We start from the raw sequence: 24813 nt of genomic DNA on the forward strand, positions 1-24813 counted from the left end.
GCAATTAATTACTGAAGCTTAAAGTCTAACTTATATTTTAAATCTTGCGCGCTCTTGTTTTCTCCAAATTCCCACTCTTTGAATGCATTCATAGCAACTTCATCAAATACCCCTTCAGGAACAGAATCGTGCACTTCAATATTCAATGGACTTCCACTCTGGTCAACGTCAAATTTAAATATCACATGCCCTTCTATACCTTTCTCCACTGCTTCTTTAGGATATTGTGGAGCCTTAGGTGCTTTTGTGAAACCTACTTCGTTAACAGGTTCAGGTTTTTTAGGTTGCGGTGGAATCCGCGGCATATCGGGCTTAGGAATCATGCGAACTTTCTTTTCGAATAGCTCTTTTTCTTCCTCTGTCATTTCGCGTTTCGTTCCATCTTCATGAATCATGTACTTGTCATTTTCGACTGAATAAACTTTTCCATTGTCTTCTTCCCATTTAATCACACGGGTTTGTTTATTCTCACCATTAATGATTTCCTTATCGTCAATCATGAATACTCTATGGGAACCACTGCTGCTGTCTCCTGACTCTCGCTTAATGATAATTTCACGACGTTGTTTCGCAATATCAGCACGCGACTTTTCCAGATCGGCTCTAGCTCGCTCCATATCAACGCGGATAGTTTTCTTTATCTCGCCGCTAGATAACTCTTGCTTAGCTTTCATGATGGCTTCTCTAGCTTGTTCCATTTCAGCCTTAGTGATCTTTCCTTGCTGATAATCAACTTCAATTTCACGCTGAGCTTCTGCCAGCGCTTTGTGTGCGCTTTCAATTTCAATCTCAACATCTTGAAGATCATCTTCATGCAGCACCAATACTCTATGAGCATTTTCCAGTTCTTTCTCAGCAAGAATTAACTCTTGTTCTGTTGCCATCAAATGTTTTTCGGCTTCTTCGTGTTTTTTCTCAAAATCTTTACGCTCCTGTTCGGTCATTGAACGTTTATTGTCGCCCTCCAGGATATAGTAGTTATCATTTTCCTGTAGATAGGTAATACCGTCACCTTCACTAAACTCAATAACGACTTTCTTGTTTCCTTCATCATCAATGACGATATTTTCGGTGGTTACAATACGTTCTTGTTTTGGCTCCTTATTGGCGGCATAGACAGCACAGCAGCTCAAGACAAAGGCTGCGCCTAATGTCATGATTACCTTGCCGGTTTTGTTTAATGGATCTGTGATGTTCATAATTCTTTCCTCAAGTTGGTTAAAAACCTTCCATGAGCAAAGTAGACTTACAGAGTGAGTGGCAGAAACTGTTGACAGTAGCGCATGACCATAATCTTTAGTTCGTGATTGATTGCCTTTATTCAGCACCAGATAGTCACAAAATAACTCCTGATCATGCCTAAAATTTTTTCGAGCAATGTAAATGAGTGGATTAAACCAACCAATACAGACCAGCACATCCCATAACAAATTCAGCCATAAGTGCTTTTGTTTGATGTGTTGCTCTTCATGCTCTATGATTAATTGAATTTGCTGCACCGAGAGCTTCTGTGCAACATGTATTGGAAAATAAATCGTTGGGGTGACAAAACCATAGACCGCTGGCGACATTTCTTTATGGGCAACGGCTATAACACGATACCGACTTTTACTTATTAAATGAATACCTGGTAGCTCATCAATTGGTCTTTCTATTTCTCTTAGATCTTTTCTCAGTTCTATGTGCTGAATAATCAGCCTCAACAACAACAGAGTTGTCCCTGATAACCATAAAGCACCGAGCCACCAATAGTTCTGCAGCGTTTCCACAGGTTTAACAATCATGGCCGAGACTGCTTGTCCAATGTACTCAGAGCTTGCACCACTGAAATCAATTGAAGCAATTATTTTAGCAACAGCAAATCCCAGTGGAATTGCTAACCAGAGTAAGTAAGAATTATAACTTTTTGTGGTTTTTCTAATAAAGAACCGAACGATAAGAACTGTCAGGACAATAACACTTAGGTCAAGATTAAAATGCCAGAAAGCATCCAGCCAACCGTTCATTTTAAGATCACCTAACATCCCTGCCCTCCTTGTCATCCAGTAATCCTTTTAAATAATCCAGTTCATCTTTTGAGAGCTGTTTATTGTCCACGAATGTGGCAAGCAATTCTTTTATATTGCCTTTAAAAACTTTATCCAGAAAACTTTCACTTTCGTCTGCCAGAAACTCGTCTCGCTCTATGGCGGGAGAATACAAATAGCGACGACCATCTTTCTGGAAGGTCACAACACCTTTCTTTACTAAACGATTAAGAAAGGTTTTAACAGTCTTTTCACTCCAGTCTTGAGTTTGGAGACGCTCCACGACCTCAGTACTGGTTAATGGAGATTCCTGCCACAGAATATCCATTACATTCTTTTCTGCTTCACTCACTCTGATTGACATACTTTGACTCATATCAGTTTATGTTAGTTATGATTACAGTTGTAATCTAAGATAGAGATTACACTTGTAATCTCTGTCGGTCAACACTAAATTTGCAGTTTTTATGCCAATCGCTTAGAGTTCCACTATTCGAAAATGGGGCTAATAATTATGAATCTTAGTTTAAAGATCCTTATCTTTATGGTTGCTGGTGCGCTGGTTGGCGTACTATTCCTGCAGTTTGGCGACTATCAATGCGCAAAAGGTATTTCTAAGGAAGCTTGCTCTGCTATTCAAAACGATAGCTGGGCCTACACATACTTCGTGAATGGGATCTTTGATGTTGGTGGCAGCTGGTTTATTAATGCGCTCAAAATGCTGATGGTTCCGTTGGTTTTAGTGTCGTTGGTATGTGGCGTTAGCTCTTTAGCTGATCCTTCCAAGCTGGGTAAATTGAGTTTAAAGTCTATTGGCCTCTATTTGTTGACAACGGCTATCGCATTAACCGGTGCACTTTCTTTGGCGTCAATCTTCAAGCCCGGCGTTGGCATGCCGGTAGGCGACGCTACTTTCGATGCCAGTGATAAGCCACCACTAACCAAAGTATTAATCGATATTGTCCCGACCAATCCTTTTGAAGCCATGGTTACCGCCAATATGCTGCAAATCATTGTCTTTGCGATCTTGATTGGTTTGGCGATTACTATGTCTGGAGAAAAAGGGAAAAGAATCGGCAACTGGTTTAATGATGTCAATAAAGTGGTGATGGAACTGGTTAATATTATTATGCGCTTTGCGCCTTATGGTGTTTTCTTCCTGATTGCTAAAACCTTTGCCGAGTTCCCATTCTCAGATTTGGCCGGCTCACTGGGTTCATACTTCTTATTAGTAATTATCGCATTAATGCTTCACGCCTTGATAACTTACGGGGTTCTCATTACTTTCCTTGCCCGTCTCAATCCGATCAATTTTTTCAAAGGTATGTGGCCAGCCATGTTAACCGCCTTTGGTACTTCCAGCAGTAACGCTACCCTTCCGGTCACTATGCGGTGCGTTGAGAAGAACCTTGGTGTTCACCGCAACACCTACTCCTTCACCTTACCGCTTGGCGCGACCATTAATATGGATGGCACCGCCATTATGCAGGGTATAGCGACTCTGTTTATCGCTCAGGCATACAGTGTTGACTTGAGCATGGCGCAGTTACTGACCGTGGTTTTGACCGCAACCTTAGCCTCAATTGGTACAGCAGGGGTTCCGAGCGTTGGTTTGATTCTACTAGCTGGTGTACTGACGCAAGTTAACTTGCCTGTCGAAGCGATAGGTATGATTCTGGGTATTGACCGACTGCTCGATATGACGCGTACCGCTGTCAATATTACCGGTGACGCTGCAGTGAGTGTTATCGTCGCTAAGAGTGAAAATGAACTGGATAAGGATGTTTATAATCATCCTAAAGTTCATACCGAATTCGACGATTAATTGAGAATTCGTTCAGAATATCTATAATTCAGAGGTGGCTTTTGCCACCTCTTTTTTTATCAGGATTAATAACATAAAGATCACAAGGAACAATAATGAAGAGACCAATGACCACCATCATTCAAACCTTAGTTTTAATCCTTATTCTGCAAGGCTGCTCCAGTATGCCATTATCCACCATGCTTAAAATGTCCAGCTTCGACGAAACCGATTTTGTTAAGCTTAATCCAGAGGATATTCGGGTCAAGGTACGTAATAATACTCAGAAAAATGTGCTGAAGAGTAACGTTCTGCGTTATCGGTACAAGGGTCCTGAAGGGCTTATTGATCAAAGCTTCTCGATGGAGTTAATCGAAGAAGATATAGAAACTATCGAGCATTGGTTTGCTGATGATAGCTTTCAGCACAGCAGCAGATATAGACTGGATGCGGAAGGAGTAAAGCTTTTTAAACAACTACAGCAAAACCCATTATTAGCAATGAGGAAAAAAGAGGGAGAATTTAAGTTTTCGGTCACATTTAAATTAACTGAGACTACACCAGAGAAATTAAATATGAGTATCGATTTACTCTTAAGCCCCGAAGATGGATACTTTACCTTATTAGATCAGCATGAGTTCAATCTAACTGAAGCACAAAATGAGTAAAGCATTAGGCACGATTTTTATTGTGACTCTTATTACCCTGCTCCTGCAGGCATGCTCCAATGTTCCTCTATCCACCATGATTAAGATGTCGAGTTTCGATGAAGAAGACTTCATTCAACTTAATCCTGAAGAGCTTCGAGTCAGAGTTCGCAGTAATACAAATAATAACGTCATAGCCGCTAATCAGCTCACTTATAGCTATAAAGATACTGAAGTCTATATTGATCGATACCTATCTTTGGAGAAAGTTGAAGAAGAACAGGTCAGAACTATCAAACACTGGTTCAAGGGTGACAGTGTTGAGCATATTAGCTGGTATAAGTTGGATGAAGAAGGAATCAAGCAATTCAGGGCATTGCAACAACACCCTGTTTTGCAAGATAAGGATCGGGAAGGAACTTTTGAGTTATCCGTTCAAACTGTCTACACCGAAGACTCACCGATGCAATTTCTACTAAGCGCTGACCTCCTGCTCGATCCTGAAGACGGCTACTTCACCCTATTCTACGATCTTGAAATTGATCAAACCTCAGGAGCAAGCTCTGCAGAGTCTTCTACAGAAACTCAAAAGGCTCAATAGCCAGCTTGCCCATATTAGAGCAAGTATTTCTGATAAAACTCTAGCTCTGCGGAAAAGGCTTTGATGATGGTTTCCGGCTTTCTAAAGCCATGCCCTTCACCTTCAAAGGTGATGTACTCATAAGGCAAACCTTTCTCCTCAAGCGCCTTTACCATGGCTTCAGCCTGATTCGGCGGAACCACCTTATCTTCCAATCCTTGTAGAATTAGAATCGGACAAGACAGTAATTCGGTATGATTAACCGGAGAACGTTGGTAATAGAGGTCAGCGCATTGAGGATAGGGTCCAACGACTGAGTCCAGGTAGCGAATTTCGAACTTATGGCTATCCTGCGACAGAGAAACCAACTCGGCAACGCCGTAACGGCTCATACCGGCTTTAAAGACATCATGGAAGGTTAGAGCACACAAAGTCGTGTAGCCACCCGCTGAGCCGCCTCTAATCGCCATTCTGGAACCATCCACCAAGCCTTGCTTTTCCAGGTATTGCCCCATGGCAATGCAGTCATCTACATCTAGAATGCCCCACTGCCCTTTCAAGCTATCTCGATAAGCTCTGCCATAGCCGGTGCTACCACGATAATTCACATCAGCTACCGCAAAACCGCGGCTGGTCCAATATTGGATGGTCAGATTTAAACCATTATCGGTCATGCCGGTTGGACCGCCATGACTCATAACGATCAAAGGCGGTTTTTCCTCTTCCGATGCTTGGTACTGAGGATTTTTCGGCGGATAAAAATAACCATAAGCTTTTTGATCACCGGTAGTCGGAAACTCAATATGCTGCGGCACAGAAAGGTATTCTGACAGCTGCTCATTATCACTGTCACTTTCAGTTAATTGCTCGGATTTACTACTTTGCACATTAACCTGATAAACGGCTTCTCCAGTCTGCGGATTTGCTGCCATAAAATACAACTCATCACCAGCAGCAATCATCTGACCATTAAAAGCTGTCCAGTGGTCACTAAACAGCTCAACGTCGCCAGTATCAAGCTTAATTCGATAAAGCGCCTGTTGGCCTTGTTTGGTGCCAATAGCCACCAAAGATTTGTCATCAAGCCATTGCACCGTACGGCAACCAAACACCCACTGCGGCAAACCAAACTCAATCTCCATTTTTTCATGTACTGGGGTTTCGTTAGACGCTAAACAGTAAATATGCCACCAGCCTTCCGGATCTGCCACATAGTACAGCTGATTGTCCGCTGACCAGTATGGGTGATAGACCGAAACATTGTCCCCGCCAGCTACTTTGCACGGATTGGAAATTTCACCGGACTCAGATATGTCTGCCAGCCACAGCTCCGTTTCATCCCAAGGCATGTTTGGATGATTCCAGCTAATCCAACATAACTGTTTGCCATCAGGACTAATGCGTGGATTGGAATAAAAGTCAGCCCCCTGCGCAATAACATGCTTAGTAAAAGGCGATGACAGTGAAACAGCAGTCAGCTCATTGATCACCTGATCCGCTTCGTGTCGTTCGTGTACACAGACGGTATACGCCATGTTGGGCGCTACTTCACCATCGCAATAGCGCAAGCTACGTTTTACGGGTGGCTCAGGAGTAATGAACTCAACACTGTTGGTGACCAAGTTTTGCAGACATAGTTGCTGATTGGCATCATCGGCAAATAACAAATAATCGCCTCGTCCCCAGAAGTCACCACCGGCATACTCATGCACGCGAGTACGCACGTTAAAGCCTTCTGGTGTCACATCCTCTCGCTCTCCATTGTGCGAACGCACTATGACACCACGGCCCTGTTCGTGGGGACGTGATTCCAGCCAATAAAAGACATCATTGATATATTGAATCTGGCCATAGCGAGTAGATTTGCTGGCCAACATTTCAGGAGTGATGGGTGACTGCCAAAGTCCGTAAACGGTATTGTTTTTCATATTCATCAAAAAGTAATTCGGTATAACACTTCGTCTAAACGACTTAACTCAAGCTCTTTCCAGCGCGGGTGACTGTCTAATAAGCTGCAACGACACAGCTCCTCAACTCCCCCTTCCGGAAATTGCTGTTTGATTTCATCCAAAGTGATGTGAAAAGGAGGGCCTGACATTTCGTCAGGTTGGTAGTCCATGGTGACTAACAGTATGGTTGCATGCTCTGCTAGCAATGTTTTTAGATGGTTTGCATAGTCTGCACGCATCGATTCGGGCAAAGCAATAAATGCTGCTCGGTCATAAACTTGTTCAAACTTTCCCACATGATTTTCAGTAATATCGAAAAAATCTGCTAACCAGACTTCCATAGTATCATTATGATGGCGAGTTAATTGATTGCCATTGGCAACAGGAAAATTTTGCGAAGAGAATTCAAGCTGCTGTTCCTGTATAAATCGATTGACCGCTTTAGGATTAAACTCAATACCAACCGGATAATATCCCTGCTGAGAAAGGAACACTAAATCGACTGACTTACCAGAAAGTGGCACAAAGATTTTTTTATCTTTGGAAAAAAACTGCTCGACATATTTAACTAAAAAAGTATGCGCCTCAGCCAGATGAAACGGCTGAGACTCACGCTGCCAGCAATTATCCCAGAACTCAAATTCCATAAAGTGTAATAAGTTATTTAAAGATATTGCTTTGTGACGAACGTTGTATCCAACGTAACACAAACTTATCCATTGCCTGATATAAATTGACAGATAAACGCTCAGTTAGTGGCTTACGAATATCGTATTTAATTGAGTACACATCCATAGTATTAAGCGCATCAAGGATCACATCATCGCTGGTTTGAATCTTATCAACCAAGCCAAGTTGTAAGGCTTGTCTGCCGTACCAATGTTCCCCTGTTGCCACTTTATCCAAATCTAAATCGGGACGGTTCTCATGGATAAAGGTTTTGAACAAATCATGTGCCTCTTCCAGTTCCTGCTTAAATTTTTCGCGAGCCACTGTAGTGTTCTGACCGAACATGGTTAGAGTGCGTTTGTGCTGACCGGCTGTATGCTGTTCATAATCAATATTGGCTTTTTGCAATAAACGATTAAAGTTTGGAATTTCTGCAACTACGCCAATCGAGCCCAAAACTGCAAAAGGCGCCGCCACCAGTTCATCGGCGACACAGGCCATCATGTAACCCCCGCTGGCTGCAACTTCATCAACGGTAATGGTCAGCTTTAAACCAGCGTCACGAATTCGTTTTAATTGAGAAGCAGCAAGGCCATAGCTATGCACCAAACCACCCGGGCTTTCCAAGCGCACCATAACCTGATCACTTTTATTGGCTGTTGCTAAAATCGCAGTTATTTCTTCGCGCAATGACTCAACACCAGAAGCGTGAATATCACCTTCAAAGTCAATAACATACATCCTTTGAGGGCTATCGCTAGAACCTTCAACAGCAACGACATCGCCCTCTTCGCTTGTGGGTTTATCACCAGAGGCTTCAATGGCCACAACGGGTTCGTTTGATGCTTTACCAGCCGACTTTTTAGCCTGTTTAAGCTTTTGTTTTGCGTCCTTTTCCTGCTGTTTATCGCGCTCCTTCTCTTCTTTAAGAAGCTGCTTATACTCCGCATTAGTCAGGATCTCATTTTTAATCGATTGACTGTTGTCTTTTATGGTCTCGCCAAGATTGACCACCTTAATATCACCTTTGCTTGTTGAGCGCTGTCTTTGGCCTGCGCTAATCAGCATACTGATAATAATGATGATGACCACTGCAATGGTGGCTGTTTTCAATAAAAATAAACCGTATTCGCTTAAAAATTCCAAGTCATTCTCCGAATGTCAGACTGTCAATTCTTGTATTTCTCAGGCTATAGAGCCCTTGAACACAAAATAGTTGGCTATTTTAACACCGACTTAGCTAAAGGTATAACAGTTACCACGCTAAGCTTGTTTACTGATTCGCTACAACTTTCAGGCACAAAAAAGCCCTCTCTCGAGGGCTTTAATGGATTACGATTGTTTTGGCTTATTCTTCAACCAAAGACGGATCATTTACTACCACTTGTGTACCACCCGAGGCAATGAAGTTAGCAATCGCAGTTTGCATAGAAACCGTTACTGCAGCATCTGCTGATGGACTTAGTGGCGAAGCATGGTCACCGGAAACATACTTCAAGAAAGCACGATCTGTTGCCGTAGACTCAGTTACCGTCGGTAAGCCAAACACTGCTGCATGAGGGATGCTACCTGCTAATGGAGCTCCTTCAACTGCATTCGGAACGACCTGGTCACCCCTGACTTGCAAAGCAAGTGTTGGAATATCTAATGCTTGAGCTAACACAGCATAGTTAACAGGGTCGCCAGAATCCACAACTGTCTGAGCAGCAAACAAGAAGGGGTTCAATACCTCTGCTTCAAACGCTGGGTCATCAGCTGGAACACCTGAAGCTGCTGCTAGACCTGCACGAATACGTGGGCTAAACGAGGCAGAACCATCCAGCATTTGCGCAATGCTACCTGACGTAGTCGCTTGTACACTAACTTTAACTTTGTCTGTTAAGCCGATGTACTTTGAGCCTGCAATACCACCCAATGAATGCCCCATAAAGCTAATATTGTTGGCATCAAAATCTGGCTGAGTATCACCGTCAACATCCATTGCAGGAATAGCTTCTTCCAGTACTAACAGATCCAATACCGCCTGGCGTAAGTTATCACGAGAAACCACTAAGTTGGTCAGGTTAATAGTATGGGCACCAGATGGATCAGGAGTGCCATCAGGGCCTGGTGCAGAAGTTGCGTTGTCTATATAGTCAACACCAAAGGTGCGTTCACGAACATCGCCAGCTGCATAACCTTCAAAAATACCGATAGCACCAGCACTAGCAACCTGTAGCCCTTGATGAACCTGGTTATCTTCAGCAATGCCGTGCAATGGCAAGTCCATCGCTACTACTGCTGTACATGCTCCAGCCATAGTATCTGCTATACCCAACATCGCGGTACGGTTACTGGTTATACCATGTTGGAAAATCATTACAGGATAAGGTTTTGGGCAGTTAATATTCTTAGGTAAGGACACTAACAGTGGAACAACTTCATCACCTGTCTTCTGAGCTAACGGATTGGCATAGGTAATTGGAGCACCAGCCAATGGATTTGGCACAGGCCCACCTTCCGTTGGAATTTGTTCAGCACCAACCCAGCTATTATTCAATACAGAAGTAGGATTTTCTAGTGTTGGGGCTGTTAACAAATAAGGAAGCGTCACTTCACCTTTATAGAGGTTAGCAGCACCAATACCGGTAAAAGGTGCGGTGTCTGTGAATAGGCTTGAGAAACTTGAAGCTGGGCGGAAGCCTGCATCTGCCGCTACTTGTACATAAGCGTTATTTGCTGTGACTAATGCATTGGCAACTGACTGTACCGTAAATTGATACGTTAAAACAACATCATCGCGATCAATACCGGCACCCGTGGAAGCTGCTAACATTGCCTGAGTCAATTGACGTAGTGGTTCTAAGCCGGATGTAGCGCTGCCTTCTGGAATGGCATCTGGTGACTTAACAACTGAGAATTGTGCGTCTGAAATGACAGGATTACCATTGGTATCACTGATACCATTAGTAACAACCACCATGTAAGCGCCCTGAGGCTCAAGAGGTCTTAAAGGAACAACGCCAACAGAAGTTGGACTTGCAGGCACAGCAACAAAATCAACGCCAGCCTGTAACTCGGCTTCAACGCCTGTCACCGGGCCTGTCGGAGCAGGAATACCAGTTCCAGGGATTGCTTCTGGACGATCAACTGAAACTTTAAATAGACGAACTGTTTGACCTGGAACAACGGTTGAGCCATCAATTGCACCACGGAACTCGATACTAAATGGAGCATGCGTTGACCAACCATCCAATGCACTGATCGCATTTTGCGGATCAGACATATCGGTTGGGTCATCCGTTGGGATGTTAAGAGTTAAATCAGCTGTGCCACTGAACAACACATCATTTGGAATTGGCAACTCACCGTTGCCTGGTGCGAATACTGGGGCGACTAACTTTGTGCTACCCTCACCAATACCTGGAATTTTTGGTTCTTCTGGACCGTCAGTACAAGCCGTCAAAATCATGCTGCTCAACAGCGCGACTCCGTATAAAGCTTTTTTCATCTCTTAACTCCCATTCGGTATAAACGACTTAAAAGCCGTTATTCGTTATGTTTATATGCAGAATTACCCCAATCCTACTCTTTAACAGTGGTTTTATGCAAGTGGACTTACCAGTAATTTATACGCCCAATTCGCTAAAACTTTTTAACTCGGATTTTGCCTTGTTCCATAACTCGCCGCTTTCGTGACCGTAATCCCAAAGGATTTTGACCACTTGATCAGCATCGCCTTTACCAATTGCCACTTCCAGGTCTTTGTAATATTGGTATGCCAGCTTACGCGTCTGCTCCCAGCCAAAGTAAAAGCGACCGAGCTTATAATAAATCGCTTCGAAGCCATTTAACATTAAGGTGTAAATTTGATTTCCAGATGCTCGCGTAGCGGTATGATGGAAATGCCAGTCAAAATCAATGTAGCCATCAGTATCGTTTTCCACATCATCCAGCTCTTTTAGAACATCTAAAAGCTGCTGTGGGTCATTTTTAACGGCCTGACGTAGGAAAATACTGGCAATAGAGGTTCTGGCCTGTAGCAGGTCATCTGCCAACTTCATGGAGCCTTCATCATCTAAAGTAATCAAAGTATCCAAAACATTCAGAGTCGCCGACTGCCAGATGTCATTCACTTTGGTTGGCTTACCGTGCTGGATCGTTAACCAGCCGTCTCTAGCCAAACGTTGTAAGACTTCACGTAATGTTGTGCGAGTTACCCCAATAATCTCTGCCAACTCACGTTCGGCAGGCAAAATTGTTCCGGCGGCAAACTTGCCGTTCCAGATTGATTCAACGATATATTGTTCTGCAAAAGCAGCTGGCGTTAACGCCTTAGCTGTTGAAACCATCAGCTATCCCCGTAATTTAAGAATTCTTGTAACTGGTAAGAGGTCAATTGTCACAGACTTTTTAGCACATAGTAAGAGCCATTTCCAGCTGTAACGACAGCCACCCCAGGAAATATCATCACTCTCGGTAAGACTTAGAATCAAATCAACCGCATTTAGTATCAATAGAGCGCAGTAAAATACCTTAAATGCCTTAAAAGATAAACCTGCGTCATACTAAGGTCTATCGCTCTACCTATCCGCAACTACTCGAATCTCACCCGCTTAACTTTTCATTAAATAAACATTAACCAACATCACTAGCTAATAACACCCGAGCCAATTAAGCTTTAATCCGCCTCACCCTGAGGCTCTATAATTTGAATAACTGAAATAACGCTGAAGGAGAAGTTAAATGAAAGTACTATTTACTTTGCTTATAATTTTAATCATTGGTTCTAGCTACGGGTTAACTCAAAATAATATGCAGAACAACATAGCTAGCCCTTTCATGCTCCAAGCTGACGAGCCGGGAACAGGTAACGATGGCGAAGATACTGCTGAGCGCGGAATGATGTGTCGTTTGTTCGGTGTTTTTTGCAAAACTAATTAGCTTTTTGTTGGAGCCCTGGGTTTTATGACTCAAGGCTTCAGTAACACTAATGATGATTGGGTTTGAGTATTTCTCTGATAGAGAATTTTATCAGCCTGATGAGAAACCGATAATAACCAGGGGGAACCGTAATAGCTTTGTACAAAATAGCGCTTTTGCTCGGAGAGGTTATAACGGTAAATACTCATCTTAGGGTAGTCATTGGATAAGTAATAAATGTTGTTTTGCCTAAGGTAAATGCTGTTCCAACTAAACACATCAATATTGTCTATTACGCGAATCTCCTTCTCAGAACCATCCATTACCGCGCCATAACCTTTAAACCATAATCCTTTGGTGTGATACTTAAGGAAGAAAATCCCTTCTTGATCTGGTGATTCAAAAGCTGCATAACCGCCCTTCTGAGTTAGTTGCTCTGGTATAACGTCACCACTCTCAGCCTGCAAAGACAGTTTGTAAACCTGCCAGTCACCATCGCGATCTGACGAAAACAACACTGAACGACCATCATCAGCCCATGACTCACCCTCTATGGATTCCCCGTCTTGCGCTTTATATAAGACTGTCAATTCCTTGTTACTTAATGCTAATTGATAGAGAAAGTTATTATGTATAAATAATAAGGAGTCATCGTCCGGCGACCATCTTATTCGTCTAATATCGAAATTTCTTTCAAAGCTGGTTAGCTGATGTTCCGTTCCATTGCGGTTTTTAAGCCATATTTGTGGCTTGCCAGTTCTTCTTGAAACGAAAACAATTCTATCTGAAGTATTTGCATACTCGGCATAATTATCAATAGAGCTGGACGTTATAATAGTAAGAGGCTTTTGTTCGGTCACCACCCCCTCCCCTAATGACTCAGCCACAATATTAACGACCTTACGGCCAGTCACCACTACCATCTCATGCTTTGTGGTAGAGTGAGTCGGGAAAGAAATGGGCTCAACATTTTTAGCAATGTTTCTTTCTACGTCCATGCGCACGTGGTAAGCATCGATCTCGGTCGAATTTCGATTATAAATGATAATTTCCCCACCAATCGACCAATCGAAGTAACGGTTCCAACCAACCAACTGTCGTACTGTTTCAACGCTATTGCTCTCTAAGTCCAATAAGTCAATTCGGCTATTACGCCAATTAACGTCACTCAGAATGGCCAGCTTATTATTCTCAGGTGATAATTTTATGCCCAGAGCACCACGAGTTTCTCCTTGCGTGTAATTAGTTAGTTGCTCTGTCTTGCCGGTTTTTATGGTCAGTCGAAAAACCTGCAGCGGAGACACCTTGGAGCTAGCACTGGTGTAATAGAGATACCTGCCCTCTTTTCCCCACGCAACGGAGTTATGCTGTAGCACACCGGAGCAGTGAACCAGAGTGCTTGCCTCTGTCTCTTCGGGTGAGGCAGACGAAGAAGCAGACACGGGGACAGCTATCGCATCGATCATGCATCGCTGATTATCGTAGCGTAGAATGGCTACTTTTCGTCCATCCGGTGACCATGAAGGACTCAGCTCATCAGTAATATCGTCCGTAATCTGGTATAAGCGGCCATCAACCAGGGATTCCACATAAATATCCCAGTCATCTTCTACACTCTCTCGATAACTAAAGGCTATAAAGTGACCATCCGGCGAAAAGCTGGGATCTCTAATAGCTCCATCTAAAGTGAGCAGGGGGGTTGAACGAGAATAACTAGTCATCGAATAATAGAAATAAAGCTTAACGCTTAAAAAAACTACAACACAGACAATCAACAGCAAAAGTCCCCACAGTATACTGCGCCACCAAAGGCTTCGCTTTTGAAGCTTTCCTTTATTTAACTCAGTATCATGTTCGCTTCTGTCAGAACGGGCAAGTTCGGATTGACTCGCTCTTTCATGCTCCGAAGTATGGGCTACTTCTGTAATAGTCTCCTCAAGTGAACCGAAAATGCTGACATCACAGACTAGCTGATAACCTTTCTTGCGAATGGTTTTGATGTACTCCTGATCTGGATCTCTTGCCAATATTTGTCGTAGCTTATTAATGATTCTGTAAACGGAATGATCACCAACAACCCGTCCTCCCCAGACAGCTTCGATTAACTCACTTCTACTCACGACTTTCTGTGGGTTCTGAGAAAAGTAAACCAGCACATCCATAGCTAGCGGTTCTATATTATGATCTTCATCCTGGAAAGTCAGTGTATTGCGATCGGGAAAAACTAACCAGCTTCCCATTTTTATGGTTTTCGGCATGACTTTTGGAGTGCTCTCTTTGCTATATGGTGGTTAAAATTAACTTATTGTTAAATAAAGAGTTTACTTGTTTTTTATTGTCTTAATCAGGTTGCTATTAGATTACAATCAACTAAATATCACAATGTCATCAAACTACTTTTTTTGATTTATGGCACTGTTCTGAAGCCTCATTCACAAACAGATAAAGGTTATTAAATCATGAAAAGTTATAAATATCTCACCATGGCATGTTTATTGCCAATATTGTGGTCAGGTTCACCTGAACTGCATGCAAAAGACAAAGAAGCGTTAAACCAAAAAGCTTCTCCTCAACTCATAGAACCTTGCTTAGAACCTGTCAGTATTCAAAGCCCAAGTATCAATCGAATTGAACCGATTGATGATTGTGATGGCGGCGGTGGCGGCTCGACAGGCCCTTACTATCCGCCAGGAACTCCTGGCTCTATTAAAACACCCACTTATACCAATGACAGCAATTATCGTGTGACCTGGAGTAGCGGCAATGGTTATGGTTATTCAGTCCGCAATGAGCTCTATCAGCAAACCAACAATGGAAGCTGGTCAAAAGTATACGACGGTTACGGAACTAGTAAATACTTCACCGCTTCATCTGGCAAAGCCTTAAAGCGTTACAGAGTCAGATCATGTAATAGCAAAGGCTGTAGTGGTTATCGTTATAGCGACAAGATGATGGTTAATTATCAACCACGTCCAAACCTTTATGCTGAATACAGCTTCCTTTCCAATATTGATCAAAAAGCTACGGCCTATAAATCTTCAGTGGATAGCTACAAATCAGCTTTGATTAGAGATGATGCCTCAAGCAGTGCAACTTTTGCTACCACCAGTTCAGGTGAACGATTCTACCTTGGTGATGGCTATGATCTTATTCGAGGTTCTTTGAAACAAACCTGTCTCGATGTTGATCAGGCAAACTTTCAAATCACTCAAAATACTCCATATGAACCTGTAACTTTTAACGTGGATTATGTGGAAAACAATGATCACTTGGCAGAATTACTTGATGTGTCAGCTTCGGCTAAAGTCGGTTTTACAGGCGATGATCTGAGTCTTGGCGTGTCTGGAGAGAAATCTCGCTTTGTCGAGTCTATTTCTGATCATGACACGATACGTTTTGTCGTAAAAATCGTGAATCGTGAGGAAAACTGGCGCCTGGCAACTTCTGCCGATCCAATCGACCCAGACTTTACCAACAATATGTTGTCACCTAATGATGACGATGCTAAAGCAGACTTCAGAGAATTCTGTGGCGATGCATTTATTGATGGTGCCAACATTGGCTCAGCACTTTATCTAGTGTTTTCCTTTGACTCCAAGAAATACAGCTATACAGAGCGTGAACAGAAGAAAGGTCAGCTTGGTTTAAAACTAGGGGATGTATTCAACGCTAACGGTGCTGCTTCATCAAATAGCGAGTTGGAAATTCTTCTTGAAAATCTACAGGTTAGCATTAGCGCTTCGCAAGTCGGTGGCCCAGAGGGTTTATCGGCCAGCGTGACGCCAGCTAATGTTGTCGACAAGTATAATCAGTTCTTACAAGGTACCAACTCCAGCAATTGGGCAGCGGTTGAGTTCTCCACTCGCCAATATGTTAGACCTTCTGCTTATAGCAATTATCCTCACTCTGCTATTTTTGCTGATTTTACTGGTAATCAAGGACCTCTAGCTCAAATGCGCCGCTGGGGTAACATTAGTGTTCAGCACACCGAACGCTGTTCACCATGGAGTGATTACAATAGAAGCACTCCAAGCCAGTGTGGCAGCTCACAGATAGAAATTAGCACGGCTATGGATGCTTGTCGTAATACTCGACAATGGGCAGATTGTGAACATCCTTTGGCTTATACAACTGGAGCAATTAGTGCAGCTTATCCTGGTGTTATTCTTTACAACTGGTTGAACTCCAATGTTAAAAAGCTTGAAAAGACATCAGCATCTGACACCTATGATCATCACGTATATAAAGGTTCCATCGCGGTTGATGATTACACTTGCTTAGCTGCTACATCCTGCTTTGCCAACCCATATCGTGGCACTGGCCCTGGTATCGGTAAAGGGTTTGAAGTGATTACATATGAGTATGACAACCCTAAAGGCAGCGGTCGCAGTTACAGAATTTCACCACAACATTGTGTGAACTCAACTGCTTATCTCGATACACGCAACTGGTTCATGGGAGATACCACTGCAGACTGGCATTACAAAGTAAAACTGGAAGGCTTATGCCCTGAGTTAGAAGACTTTGTTATCGTTCAATAGACTTTCAATCGCTCAAACAAAAAAGCCGGCGCAAGCCGGCTTTTTTTTGTCTGACATAAATAATTAAGAACTACCAAAAGCTTAATATCAAAAAGGTCGCTAACAGTATCGTGACCCAGATAACCATACTTCCCGAAAGCTGTGTTCTTGATAAAACACCATCTGGTGCATGACGAGATAGCATACCAAGCGCTCCATTTAAGCGATTCATGAACCAGCCTCTGAAGGCTTCATCCAGACGCCACATACCGTTAAGCAATGGTTTCAAGGTTGCTGGGAACAGGCGACGATACAACCAGTCTGCGTCCAAATTCACTGATGGAAGCTCTGGCGGGTACATGCCACGCAAGTTCAGCCAGACAAACGCCAACGCAGAGAAAAACAGCAGCTGCAACTGGGTTAACACATGGGTTGCATCATACGGGTTGTAGCCTGTATCAAATGGTAACAACCCATACAAGACATTCGGATAGACACCAATCGCGATACATAATACCGCTGAGATGGTCATCGCCATCAACATATTCTTCGGCGGCTCTGTGGTACGAATTCCAGAGTCATGCGCGAAGAAAGCAAAGTATGGGATCTTAATACCCGCATGATGGAATACGCCTGCTGCTGAGAATAATAGCAATAACCAGGCCCAGCCATAGCCATTTTCAATCGCTGCCGACATCACCATCGACTTACTGACGAATCCACTAAACAGTGGGAAGGCAGAAATCGAAGCGGCACCAACCATACACAAAATAGCGGTTTTGGGCATAGTTTTATAAAGACCTCCCAACTTTGAACCGTCTATTTTTCCGGTCATGTGCAACACGGCACCCATCGACATGAAGAGCAGGCCCTTAAACAAAATATCGTTGAAAGCATGCGATACCGCACCGTTTACTGCTAATGCAGTACCGATACCAATACCCACCACCATAAAACCTATCTGGTTGATCATGCTATAGGCCAGTACACGACGAAGGTCGTTCTCAATGACGGCAAAGAAAATCGGGAAACAGGCCATCGTTACGCCGATGTAAACCAGCAGCTCAGTGCCAGGATAGGCTCGCGCTAGAGCATAGACAGCGACTTTGGTAGTAAAGGCGCTTAAAAACACTGTGCCGGTAGGTGTGGCTTCTGGATAGGCATCGGTTAACCAGTTGTGCAACATTGGGAAGGCACACTTGATACCAAAGGCGATAAATATCAGCCAGCCCGCAGTACCCTCAAGGCCAATCAAACTAAAACTGATACTTTGCTTGTGATAAGCGTAGAAAATAATGCCCACCAACAGAATGACGCCGGAAAGCACCTGAATGATCAGATAACGCATGCCAGCAACATAAGAGCGCTCAGTGCCTCTGGCCCAGATCAAAAATACTGAAGTTATGGCCAGCAGCTCCCAGAAAACAAATAACGTGAGCAAATCGCCGGCAAAAACAGCACCTATCGCGCTGCCTGCGTACAAAAGCCCGCTGATTTGTTGCAGTGTGTCTTTAACGTGAATGGAGAATAAAATAGCCAGGAAAGCAGCGATATGGAAAATGTAACCGAACAACAGGCTGAGCTTGTCGACACGATAGATTTCTAATGAGAATCCCGCCAGATCAAAACCAACGCTGGTTCCCACCGGCACTGTTAATAAGTGCAGCCCGCTCAAAACAGGAGTGATCAGAAGCACAGCCTGACGCACACGGCCACTAGTTAATAGTGCAATCAACGCACCTATAAAGAATGGAGCAAAAGCTGGCATCTCAGTCATCCACATGCTCGCCCCCTACTTTTTTCTCTGCTTGCTCAATCGGTTTTTTACCCTGCTTGAGTTCCGTGCGGTCATAGTAATCTTCATCACGCATCAGGAAAGTTCGCATCCACTTGGCAACCAATACCAGAACAACACAGCCCACAAAACCATAAATGGCATAAAAACCAAACAACGATTCCCATGAATGATAAATATGGCGATGAATCACAAAGTCCAACAGCACCAACACAATACAGCAGGCATAGACCACATAAAGCAGGCGCTTGACGTTTTTTGGGTTATCAAATAAATACTGTTTTTCAGTATTATCTTGCTTAGCCATTAATACCTCCGGACAAACCTGCTAGAGAAGCGGCCAGTTCGTAAAACACATGAGGCCAGAAAAATAACACCATCGTCATTAATGCTGTTAAAGATAAGGCAACTAATGATGGCCACGGAGCCTCTTTTATCTGCGCTCGTTCAAGTCGAATAATCTTGTTATTCTCGCGAAAATCTTTCCCTTGAGGACCAGCCCCTGGAAAGAATGCGCGCAATGGGATTGGTAACAGGTAGGCAATATTCAATAAAGAACTGATCATTAATACTGTCATCACAACCCATTGATGAGTGTCCAAAGTACCCATCAGTAAATACCACTTGCTCCAGACACCACCAGCTGGTGGCAAGCCAATAATGCTCAAGCTTCCAATGAAGAATGCAATCATGGTAATCGGCATGGCTTTTCCCAGACCACGCATATCACTAATCTCGGTTTTATGAGCCGCCACCATAATCGCACCCGCGCAGAAGAATAAAGTGATCTTACCGAATGCGTGGGCAACAATATGCAAAGCACCGCCGAGAATACCGGCCTGTGAAGCAAGCAAGGCACCTATCGTGATGTAACCCAACTGGCTGACCGTAGAGTAAGCCAATCGTTTCTTGAGATTATCCTGCCGCATCGCCACTAATGACGCCAACAACACCGAAGCCGCTGCCAAATAAAGCAACCATTGAGTGGCTGGAATGTCGCGCAATAAATCTATCCCAAAAATATAAACACAAACTTTTAATACAGTGAAGACACCAGCTTTAACTACCGCCACGGCGTGTAACAATGCACTAACCGGAGTCGGTGCCACCATCGCCGCGGGTAGCCAACGATGGAATGGCATGATGGCTGCTTTACCAATGCCGAAGATGAATAGCACCAGTAACACACTGGCAGCAAACTTTGAGGTGCTATCATCAAATACGCCACCTTGGGTAAAGGTTAATGTACCGGCTTGCCACCAGGTGCCAACAATCGCCAGTAATAAGAAGCCGATAGAAGTCGCTAACAATATGGATAAATAAGTACGACCACCCTGCTTGGCTTTATCGCTGCCGGCATGAGTTACCAAAGGATAAGTAGACAGAGTCAGGACTTCATAAAATATAAATAAAGTGAACAGGTTGTCTGCAAAGGCTAAGCCCATAACGGCTGAAATAGCCACTGCAAAACAGGCATAGAAGCGGGTCTGATTCACTTCGCCATGGCCACGCATATAACCAATTGCGTAAATCGAAGTAACTACCCATAAGGAGCCAGCCACCAGGCTGAATAATACCCCTAGCGGTTCAGCCCGAAATGAAATATTTAAACCCGGTAGCAGTTCAATCCAGTGAACATAAGCTGCCTGCCCGGCATCAAAATTCTGATAGAACACAATCACTGCAATCAGCAATAAAGCGCCAGCAATCAATGTCACAGCTTCTCGCAAGTTGGGCCACTTACTGAAAAGAATAATGCCCGGTATTGCCAGTAGTGGCAAAATGATGATCAGTTGCATTAGAACACTTTGTTCAATCATTTCGCCCCCTCAAACAAGATTTCAGAAATCTGCTCAGACAGGCCAACGGTAAAGCCAGTATCGATGCCGAAATAAATATTGGCTAGCACCAGAATCCAGGTTGGAATCAATATCATCAAAGGTGCTTCTTTGTAGGGTGCAGTGTCTTGCATTGCTTTATGGAAATAGGCCACCTCAACGATTCGCCAGACGTAAATCACTGCAAGCAACGAACCCATTAATACTAAGACAGCAATCGGCCACCAGTTCGACTCTAACAAGGCAAGAACCAAGTACCACTTACTGACGAAACCAACGGTTAACGGCACACCAATTAAACTCAGGCCACCAACGACAATGGCGGCCATTGTCCAAGGCATTTGCTTGCCAAGTCCCGAAAAGGCTCGAAGATGGACACTGCCTACGCGATAAACTAAACCCGCTAAAGCAAGGAATATGGCGCCTTTCATCAAGGCATGGTTAAATAAGTGCAACAGAGTTGCGGTTAAACCCGTTTTGGAGCCAACACCTAACCCTAAAATCATGTAACCAATTTGAGCTACGCTTGAATAGGCAAACAACCGCTTAACATTAGTTTGGTAAATGGCAACGATCGAAGCAGCAAAGACACCCATCAAACCAAGAGCTACCAGTATTTCCTGGAGCGGTAAGTGCGAGAATGAAAACTCGAAGCCATACACGCTGAAAATAAATCGCAGCAAGACATAGATGGCCACTTTGGTTGCCGTTGCAGCCAGGAAAACTGTGGCAATTGATGGTGCATAAGCATAAGCGTTGGGCAACCATAAATGCAGTGGGAAAAGTGCCAGCTTTAAGCAAACTCCAACAACGAAAAATGCAAATGCCGTAAATACTGTTTTGGTTTGTTGTACTTCCGGCAATCGCTCGGCCAGATCGTACATATTCAGGGTACCAGTCATCATGTACATTAAGCCGATACCAATCAGAATGAAGGTTGCACCAATGGTACCCATTATTAGGTATTGATAGGATGCCCACAACGCGCGTCGGTCTCGGCCCATTGCAATCATCGTATAAGATGCAAGTGATGAAATTTCTAAAAAGACAAAGACATTAAAAGCATCACCAGTGGCCAAAATACCTAACAGGCCAGTTAAGCATAAAAGGTAGGCCACATAAAAGTAGCTTTCTTTACGTTCGCTTAATTCGTTGCGCAGACTAGGACCGGCTGCAAATAATGCCACCGAACTGATTGAGGTCACCAAAATCAACAGGTAAGCATTCAGCAAATCGATACGATATTCAATGCCAATAGGCGCATCCCAACCGCCCAACGAATAGCTTAAAGTGCCATGTGCCTGTACCTGTTGAAGTAACAAGATACTGACAGCAAAAGCTAAAACACTGGCAATAAAAGTGAACCAACGAACGAGTTGTGCTTCACGTAAAATTAAACAAATAGGGGCTGCAAGTAGTGGAATAATTACTTGCAGTATCGGTAAATGTTCTATCACTCGTCAGTCCCCTCTTGCTGCAGGTCTTTTTCTTGAATGATATCTTCTTCAACTGAGCCGTAAGCTTCTTTAATTCTAACCACTAATGCTAACCCCAATGCAGTGGTTGCGATCCCCACCACAATCGCAGTCAGGATTAGCACATGTGGTAATGGATTTGAATAAACCTTGTAGACTTCATTTAAGATTGGTGCAGTACCGCCGGTTATTTTACTCATACTGATATAAAGAATAAAAACCGAGGTCTGAAAAACGGTTAGCCCTATCAATTTTTTTATTAAATTGCCATGGGCAATGACAATATAAAAACCGCTCATCATCAAAATGATGACGATCCAGTAATTGTATTGTTCTAGAAAATTCATGCACTCTCTCCGTTGGCTTTACCAACTCGTCGGGCAAAGGTTAAAAAGATCAGCATCATGGCAGTTGCCACGGTAATGCCAACTCCAAGCTCGATGATAATAATTCCCACATGCTGACCTGTGACTGGGTTTTCAGCTAGAGCGTTGTATTCAAGGAAACGACCACCGTTTAACATGGCAACCACACCCGCGCTGCCATAGATCAACACTCCGACCGCTGCTAACACTTTCACAACAGGCATTGAAATTGCTTTGCGCGTTGTTTCTACACCAAAAAGCATGGCATGCAAAATAATAGCTGCAGCAAAAATTACGCCAGCCTGAAATCCACCACCGGGACCATATTCACCGTGGAACTGGACATACAGTGCAAACAACATAATCGGTGGAATAAGAATCTTACCAACGATACGCAAAATTTTATGCTGGTACATTGGCGCAGGTTCATTACCCTTAATTTCAGGCTTCTTTGAGAACTCAAGCATTGCCAAAACACCAATCACCGCAGTGAACACAACCACCACTTCACCAAAAGTATCAAATCCACGATAACTGGCTAACACAGAAGTGACTACATTCGGGATATCAATATCCTGTGCCGATTGTTGCAAATAGTAAGGAGCAACATGCGTCTGCACCGGTGCATTCAGATCACCAAAAGCAGGCATGTCAAAGGTACCGTAAACCAACATGACACCAGTAACCAACACAACGAATAATGCAATCCTGGGATGATGAAGCTGCCGATTTTCAAAGCGCCCCGCCATAGATAAAACTGTGACCATCAAGATGGTTGAAATACCAGCACCTACGGCAGCTTCGGTAAAGGCAACATCTACCGCATCCATAAGCACGAAGAAGCTTGCTGTCAGTAGGCTATAAACACCCATCAACATAACCGAAGCAAACAGATCTTTCGTAAACGCTAAAGACAGTGCCGTTAACGTTAACAGTGCCAGAAGTATGACATTAATGGTAATTTCGATGACTCTGCTCCTTTAACTTCTCAAGATTGACCATCAGTTTCTGAGCGTGCTTTTCCAAACTTATCAGGAATGGCGCTGTTATCAGATGATTTACCCAGTAAGGGTCGTAAACCGCCATGTAAAGCAGCTTTTGCAAGAGCATGGCTTGATGTGGGGCTGGTCAACAGAATAAATAACAAAATCAATACAAGCTTAACCAGCACTGTGACTTCCCAACCGGTTTGCAGCATTAAGCCAATAAGTATGAAGGCGCTACCCAATGTATCGGTTACACCCGCCGCATGCATACGGCTAAAAAAATCAGGAAATCGGTGGATGCCAATTCCACCAGAGAAACACATAAAGCCACCAGTAATCAGCAGCGCCCAACTGACACCATCAAGAAACATGCTCATTGCGCATCCTCCTTAGAGTCGGCTACACGCTTATATTCGAAGAAACGTAATACGCCAATCACTGCAATAAAGTTGATCAGCGCATAAACCAGCGCGACGTCAAGAAACTCAGGGCGGCCCATCAAAAAGCCTAATACAGCAATGAATAAAACGGTTTTTGTACCGAACATATTCACCGCCAAGATACGGTCATAGATTGTTGGGCCAACAAATGCACGCACTATCGCGAGCATCATGGCAGCCATGATTGCAATTGCAGCAGCAAGAAACATTAATCCTCCAGTCGCTTAACTCTTCGATTCATCTCTCCACCCTGAAGATATTCGATCGAATCATAAGTCAGTGCATATACTGTCATTACGCTGTCTTCAATATCCAGCGTTACCGTTCCCGGTGTTAAAGTGACTGAGTTACCATAGATGGTTTTGCCCATATCGGTTTTTTGACTCATTTGAAGTTGCATAACCACAGGGCTAATAGACTTGGGACCAAGCCAGATTCGCTTAATCACATGAATGTTTGATTGAATAATTTCTTTAAGTAACCACAACCAGTACCCAAAAATTCGACCGCTAAGATTCAATGGCTGTGACTCTTCATCAACGATATCCAGCCGGTGAGCAACAAACACAACAAATAATACTGACGCTGCACCTAACGACAACAGAAGGCCATTATAAAAACCCGAGTTGCCGATCCAGATCAGCGCCAGAACAATAATGAGACTTAAGGTGTATCGAAAACTGTTTTTGGCCATTAATTACTCACACTAAAGTGTCCAATCAAAACACAAGCGAACCAATCTCTCACCGATGAAAGTATCGGCTCAAGTCAAGAAATCCCATCGATTGTAGCAACCCCCCAAAACCCGCGCAAGCA

At 43.6% G+C, this 24813-nt stretch carries 22 protein-coding genes; 5 read left to right on the forward strand and 17 right to left on the reverse strand.

Annotation, left to right across the window (positions count from 1 at the left end; translation table 11 throughout):
* Positions 1-8: 8 nt before the first annotated feature.
* Both ACN0VI_RS11030 and ACN0VI_RS11035 read right to left on the reverse strand, forming a co-directional pair.
* Entirely contained in the window at positions 9-2024 is a 2016-nt protein-coding gene (locus tag ACN0VI_RS11030; protein ID WP_417446836.1) for a TonB family protein, read from the reverse strand.
* Complete coding sequence (locus ACN0VI_RS11035) at positions 2014-2391, reverse strand: BlaI/MecI/CopY family transcriptional regulator (protein WP_417446837.1); 378 nt, start codon at positions 2389-2391, stop codon at positions 2014-2016. Before ACN0VI_RS11035 ends, ACN0VI_RS11030 begins: the two co-directional genes overlap by 11 nt.
* 150 nt (positions 2392-2541) lie before the next feature.
* Between ACN0VI_RS11035 and ACN0VI_RS11040 the strand changes: the two genes are divergently transcribed.
* The 3 genes from ACN0VI_RS11040 (at position 2542) to ACN0VI_RS11050 (ending at position 5079) form a co-directional block, all read left to right on the forward strand.
* Positions 2542-3852: a dicarboxylate/amino acid:cation symporter gene (locus tag ACN0VI_RS11040; protein WP_417446838.1), complete on the forward strand. Its 1311-nt coding sequence runs from the start codon at positions 2542-2544 to the stop codon at positions 3850-3852.
* Between the two features lie 95 nt (positions 3853-3947).
* Positions 3948-4499 (forward strand): hypothetical protein, encoded by a 552-nt coding sequence (locus tag ACN0VI_RS11045; protein WP_417446839.1) that lies wholly within the window; start codon positions 3948-3950, stop codon positions 4497-4499.
* On the forward strand, positions 4492-5079 hold the full coding sequence (locus tag ACN0VI_RS11050; RefSeq protein WP_417446840.1) for a hypothetical protein: 588 nt from the start codon (positions 4492-4494) through the stop codon (positions 5077-5079). Before ACN0VI_RS11045 ends, ACN0VI_RS11050 begins: the two co-directional genes overlap by 8 nt.
* A gap of 14 nt (positions 5080-5093) precedes the next feature.
* Here the strand turns inward: ACN0VI_RS11050 and ACN0VI_RS11055 are convergent, their stop codons facing one another.
* The 5 genes from ACN0VI_RS11055 to fadR all read right to left on the reverse strand — a co-directional run bounded on the left by ACN0VI_RS11055 (position 5094) and on the right by fadR (position 12007).
* The gene (locus ACN0VI_RS11055) at positions 5094-6986 is read right to left on the reverse strand and encodes a S9 family peptidase (RefSeq protein ID WP_417446841.1); all 1893 of its coding nucleotides are present in this window, start codon (positions 6984-6986) and stop codon (positions 5094-5096) included.
* Between the two features lie 5 nt (positions 6987-6991).
* Positions 6992-7654 carry a thiopurine S-methyltransferase gene (tmpT, locus tag ACN0VI_RS11060; protein WP_417446842.1) on the reverse strand — a complete coding sequence of 221 codons (663 nt, stop codon included), beginning with the start codon at positions 7652-7654 and terminating at the stop codon, positions 6992-6994.
* A gap of 13 nt (positions 7655-7667) precedes the next feature.
* Positions 7668-8822 carry a protease SohB gene (gene sohB / locus ACN0VI_RS11065; protein WP_417446843.1) on the reverse strand — a complete coding sequence of 385 codons (1155 nt, stop codon included), beginning with the start codon at positions 8820-8822 and terminating at the stop codon, positions 7668-7670.
* A 202-nt stretch (positions 8823-9024) separates the two neighbouring features.
* The gene (locus ACN0VI_RS11070) at positions 9025-11166 is read right to left on the reverse strand and encodes a hypothetical protein (protein ID WP_417446844.1); all 2142 of its coding nucleotides are present in this window, start codon (positions 11164-11166) and stop codon (positions 9025-9027) included.
* A gap of 118 nt (positions 11167-11284) precedes the next feature.
* A complete protein-coding gene (gene fadR, locus ACN0VI_RS11075) occupies positions 11285-12007 on the reverse strand; it encodes a fatty acid metabolism transcriptional regulator FadR (RefSeq protein WP_331891984.1) in 723 nt (240 codons plus the stop codon).
* 394 nt (positions 12008-12401) lie between these two features.
* Between fadR and ACN0VI_RS11080 the strand changes: the two genes are divergently transcribed.
* Positions 12402-12599, forward strand: a complete 198-nt coding sequence (locus ACN0VI_RS11080) for a hypothetical protein (RefSeq protein WP_417446845.1) — start codon at positions 12402-12404, stop codon at positions 12597-12599.
* A gap of 29 nt (positions 12600-12628) precedes the next feature.
* Here the strand turns inward: ACN0VI_RS11080 and ACN0VI_RS11085 are convergent, their stop codons facing one another.
* Positions 12629-14836 (reverse strand): winged helix-turn-helix domain-containing protein, encoded by a 2208-nt coding sequence (locus ACN0VI_RS11085; RefSeq protein ID WP_417446846.1) that lies wholly within the window; start codon positions 14834-14836, stop codon positions 12629-12631.
* Between the two features lie 201 nt (positions 14837-15037).
* On the opposite strand from ACN0VI_RS11085, the gene ACN0VI_RS11090 reads away from it, so the two are divergent.
* Positions 15038-17119, forward strand: coding sequence for a hypothetical protein (locus ACN0VI_RS11090; protein ID WP_417446847.1), 2082 nt, complete (start codon positions 15038-15040; stop codon positions 17117-17119).
* A gap of 70 nt (positions 17120-17189) precedes the next feature.
* Here the strand turns inward: ACN0VI_RS11090 and ACN0VI_RS11095 are convergent, their stop codons facing one another.
* Genes ACN0VI_RS11095 through ACN0VI_RS11135 form a run of 9 tightly spaced genes read right to left on the reverse strand, consistent with a single transcriptional unit; the run spans position 17190 to position 24691 of the window.
* Complete coding sequence (locus ACN0VI_RS11095) at positions 17190-18881, reverse strand: Na(+)/H(+) antiporter subunit D (RefSeq protein ID WP_331891979.1); 1692 nt, start codon at positions 18879-18881, stop codon at positions 17190-17192.
* Positions 18868-19200: a hypothetical protein gene (locus tag ACN0VI_RS11100; RefSeq protein WP_331891977.1), complete on the reverse strand. Its 333-nt coding sequence runs from the start codon at positions 19198-19200 to the stop codon at positions 18868-18870. The genes ACN0VI_RS11095 and ACN0VI_RS11100 overlap by 14 nt, the downstream gene beginning before the upstream one ends.
* Entirely contained in the window at positions 19193-20713 is a 1521-nt protein-coding gene (locus tag ACN0VI_RS11105) for a monovalent cation/H+ antiporter subunit D family protein (RefSeq protein WP_417446848.1), read from the reverse strand. Before ACN0VI_RS11105 ends, ACN0VI_RS11100 begins: the two co-directional genes overlap by 8 nt.
* A complete protein-coding gene (locus ACN0VI_RS11110) occupies positions 20710-22188 on the reverse strand; it encodes a monovalent cation/H+ antiporter subunit D family protein (RefSeq protein WP_417446849.1) in 1479 nt (492 codons plus the stop codon). Before ACN0VI_RS11110 ends, ACN0VI_RS11105 begins: the two co-directional genes overlap by 4 nt.
* Positions 22185-22553 carry a cation:proton antiporter subunit C gene (locus ACN0VI_RS11115; RefSeq protein WP_331891973.1) on the reverse strand — a complete coding sequence of 123 codons (369 nt, stop codon included), beginning with the start codon at positions 22551-22553 and terminating at the stop codon, positions 22185-22187. The genes ACN0VI_RS11110 and ACN0VI_RS11115 overlap by 4 nt, the downstream gene beginning before the upstream one ends.
* Positions 22550-23539 (reverse strand): DUF4040 domain-containing protein, encoded by a 990-nt coding sequence (locus tag ACN0VI_RS11120; RefSeq protein ID WP_417447050.1) that lies wholly within the window; start codon positions 23537-23539, stop codon positions 22550-22552. The genes ACN0VI_RS11115 and ACN0VI_RS11120 overlap by 4 nt, the downstream gene beginning before the upstream one ends.
* Before the next feature lie 20 nt (positions 23540-23559).
* A complete protein-coding gene (gene mnhG / locus ACN0VI_RS11125; protein ID WP_331890755.1) occupies positions 23560-23934 on the reverse strand; it encodes a monovalent cation/H(+) antiporter subunit G in 375 nt (124 codons plus the stop codon).
* Positions 23931-24206, reverse strand: coding sequence for a monovalent cation/H+ antiporter complex subunit F (locus ACN0VI_RS11130; RefSeq protein WP_012800699.1), 276 nt, complete (start codon positions 24204-24206; stop codon positions 23931-23933). Before ACN0VI_RS11130 ends, mnhG begins: the two co-directional genes overlap by 4 nt.
* Positions 24206-24691, reverse strand: coding sequence for a Na+/H+ antiporter subunit E (locus tag ACN0VI_RS11135; RefSeq protein WP_331890754.1), 486 nt, complete (start codon positions 24689-24691; stop codon positions 24206-24208). Before ACN0VI_RS11135 ends, ACN0VI_RS11130 begins: the two co-directional genes overlap by 1 nt.
* Between the last annotated feature and the right edge of the window lie 122 nt (positions 24692-24813).

It is taken from the genome of Kangiella sp., from assembly GCF_048265365.1.
Lineage (GTDB): Bacteria > Pseudomonadota > Gammaproteobacteria > Enterobacterales > Kangiellaceae > Kangiella.

Bases quoted from the DNA above. Each gene is read 5' to 3' on its own strand.
- ACN0VI_RS11085 (WP_417446846.1), bottom strand. From the start codon at position 14,836: ATGCCGAAAACCATAAAAATGGGAAGCTGGTTAGTTTTTCCCGATCGC.
- ACN0VI_RS11090 (WP_417446847.1), top strand. From the start codon at position 15,038: ATGAAAAGTTATAAATATCTCACCATGGCATGTTTATTGCCAATATTG.
- ACN0VI_RS11130 (WP_012800699.1), bottom strand. From the start codon at position 24,206: ATGTTTCTTGCTGCTGCAATTGCAATCATGGCTGCCATGATGCTCGCG.
- ACN0VI_RS11030 (WP_417446836.1), bottom strand. From the start codon at position 2,024: ATGTTAGGTGATCTTAAAATGAACGGTTGGCTGGATGCTTTCTGGCAT.
- ACN0VI_RS11080 (WP_417446845.1), top strand. From the start codon at position 12,402: ATGAAAGTACTATTTACTTTGCTTATAATTTTAATCATTGGTTCTAGC.
- ACN0VI_RS11095 (WP_331891979.1), bottom strand. From the start codon at position 18,881: ATGTGGATGACTGAGATGCCAGCTTTTGCTCCATTCTTTATAGGTGCG.
- ACN0VI_RS11135 (WP_331890754.1), bottom strand. From the start codon at position 24,691: ATGGCCAAAAACAGTTTTCGATACACCTTAAGTCTCATTATTGTTCTG.
- ACN0VI_RS11050 (WP_417446840.1), top strand. From the start codon at position 4,492: ATGAGTAAAGCATTAGGCACGATTTTTATTGTGACTCTTATTACCCTG.
- ACN0VI_RS11035 (WP_417446837.1), bottom strand. From the start codon at position 2,391: ATGTCAATCAGAGTGAGTGAAGCAGAAAAGAATGTAATGGATATTCTG.
- ACN0VI_RS11040 (WP_417446838.1), top strand. From the start codon at position 2,542: ATGAATCTTAGTTTAAAGATCCTTATCTTTATGGTTGCTGGTGCGCTG.
- ACN0VI_RS11100 (WP_331891977.1), bottom strand. From the start codon at position 19,200: ATGGCTAAGCAAGATAATACTGAAAAACAGTATTTATTTGATAACCCA.
- mnhG (WP_331890755.1), bottom strand. From the start codon at position 23,934: ATGAGCATGTTTCTTGATGGTGTCAGTTGGGCGCTGCTGATTACTGGT.
- ACN0VI_RS11115 (WP_331891973.1), bottom strand. From the start codon at position 22,553: ATGAATTTTCTAGAACAATACAATTACTGGATCGTCATCATTTTGATG.
- ACN0VI_RS11045 (WP_417446839.1), top strand. From the start codon at position 3,948: ATGAAGAGACCAATGACCACCATCATTCAAACCTTAGTTTTAATCCTT.
- tmpT (WP_417446842.1), bottom strand. From the start codon at position 7,654: ATGGAATTTGAGTTCTGGGATAATTGCTGGCAGCGTGAGTCTCAGCCG.
- ACN0VI_RS11105 (WP_417446848.1), bottom strand. From the start codon at position 20,713: ATGATTGAACAAAGTGTTCTAATGCAACTGATCATCATTTTGCCACTA.
- ACN0VI_RS11055 (WP_417446841.1), bottom strand. From the start codon at position 6,986: ATGAAAAACAATACCGTTTACGGACTTTGGCAGTCACCCATCACTCCT.
- fadR (WP_331891984.1), bottom strand. From the start codon at position 12,007: ATGGTTTCAACAGCTAAGGCGTTAACGCCAGCTGCTTTTGCAGAACAA.
- ACN0VI_RS11070 (WP_417446844.1), bottom strand. From the start codon at position 11,166: ATGAAAAAAGCTTTATACGGAGTCGCGCTGTTGAGCAGCATGATTTTG.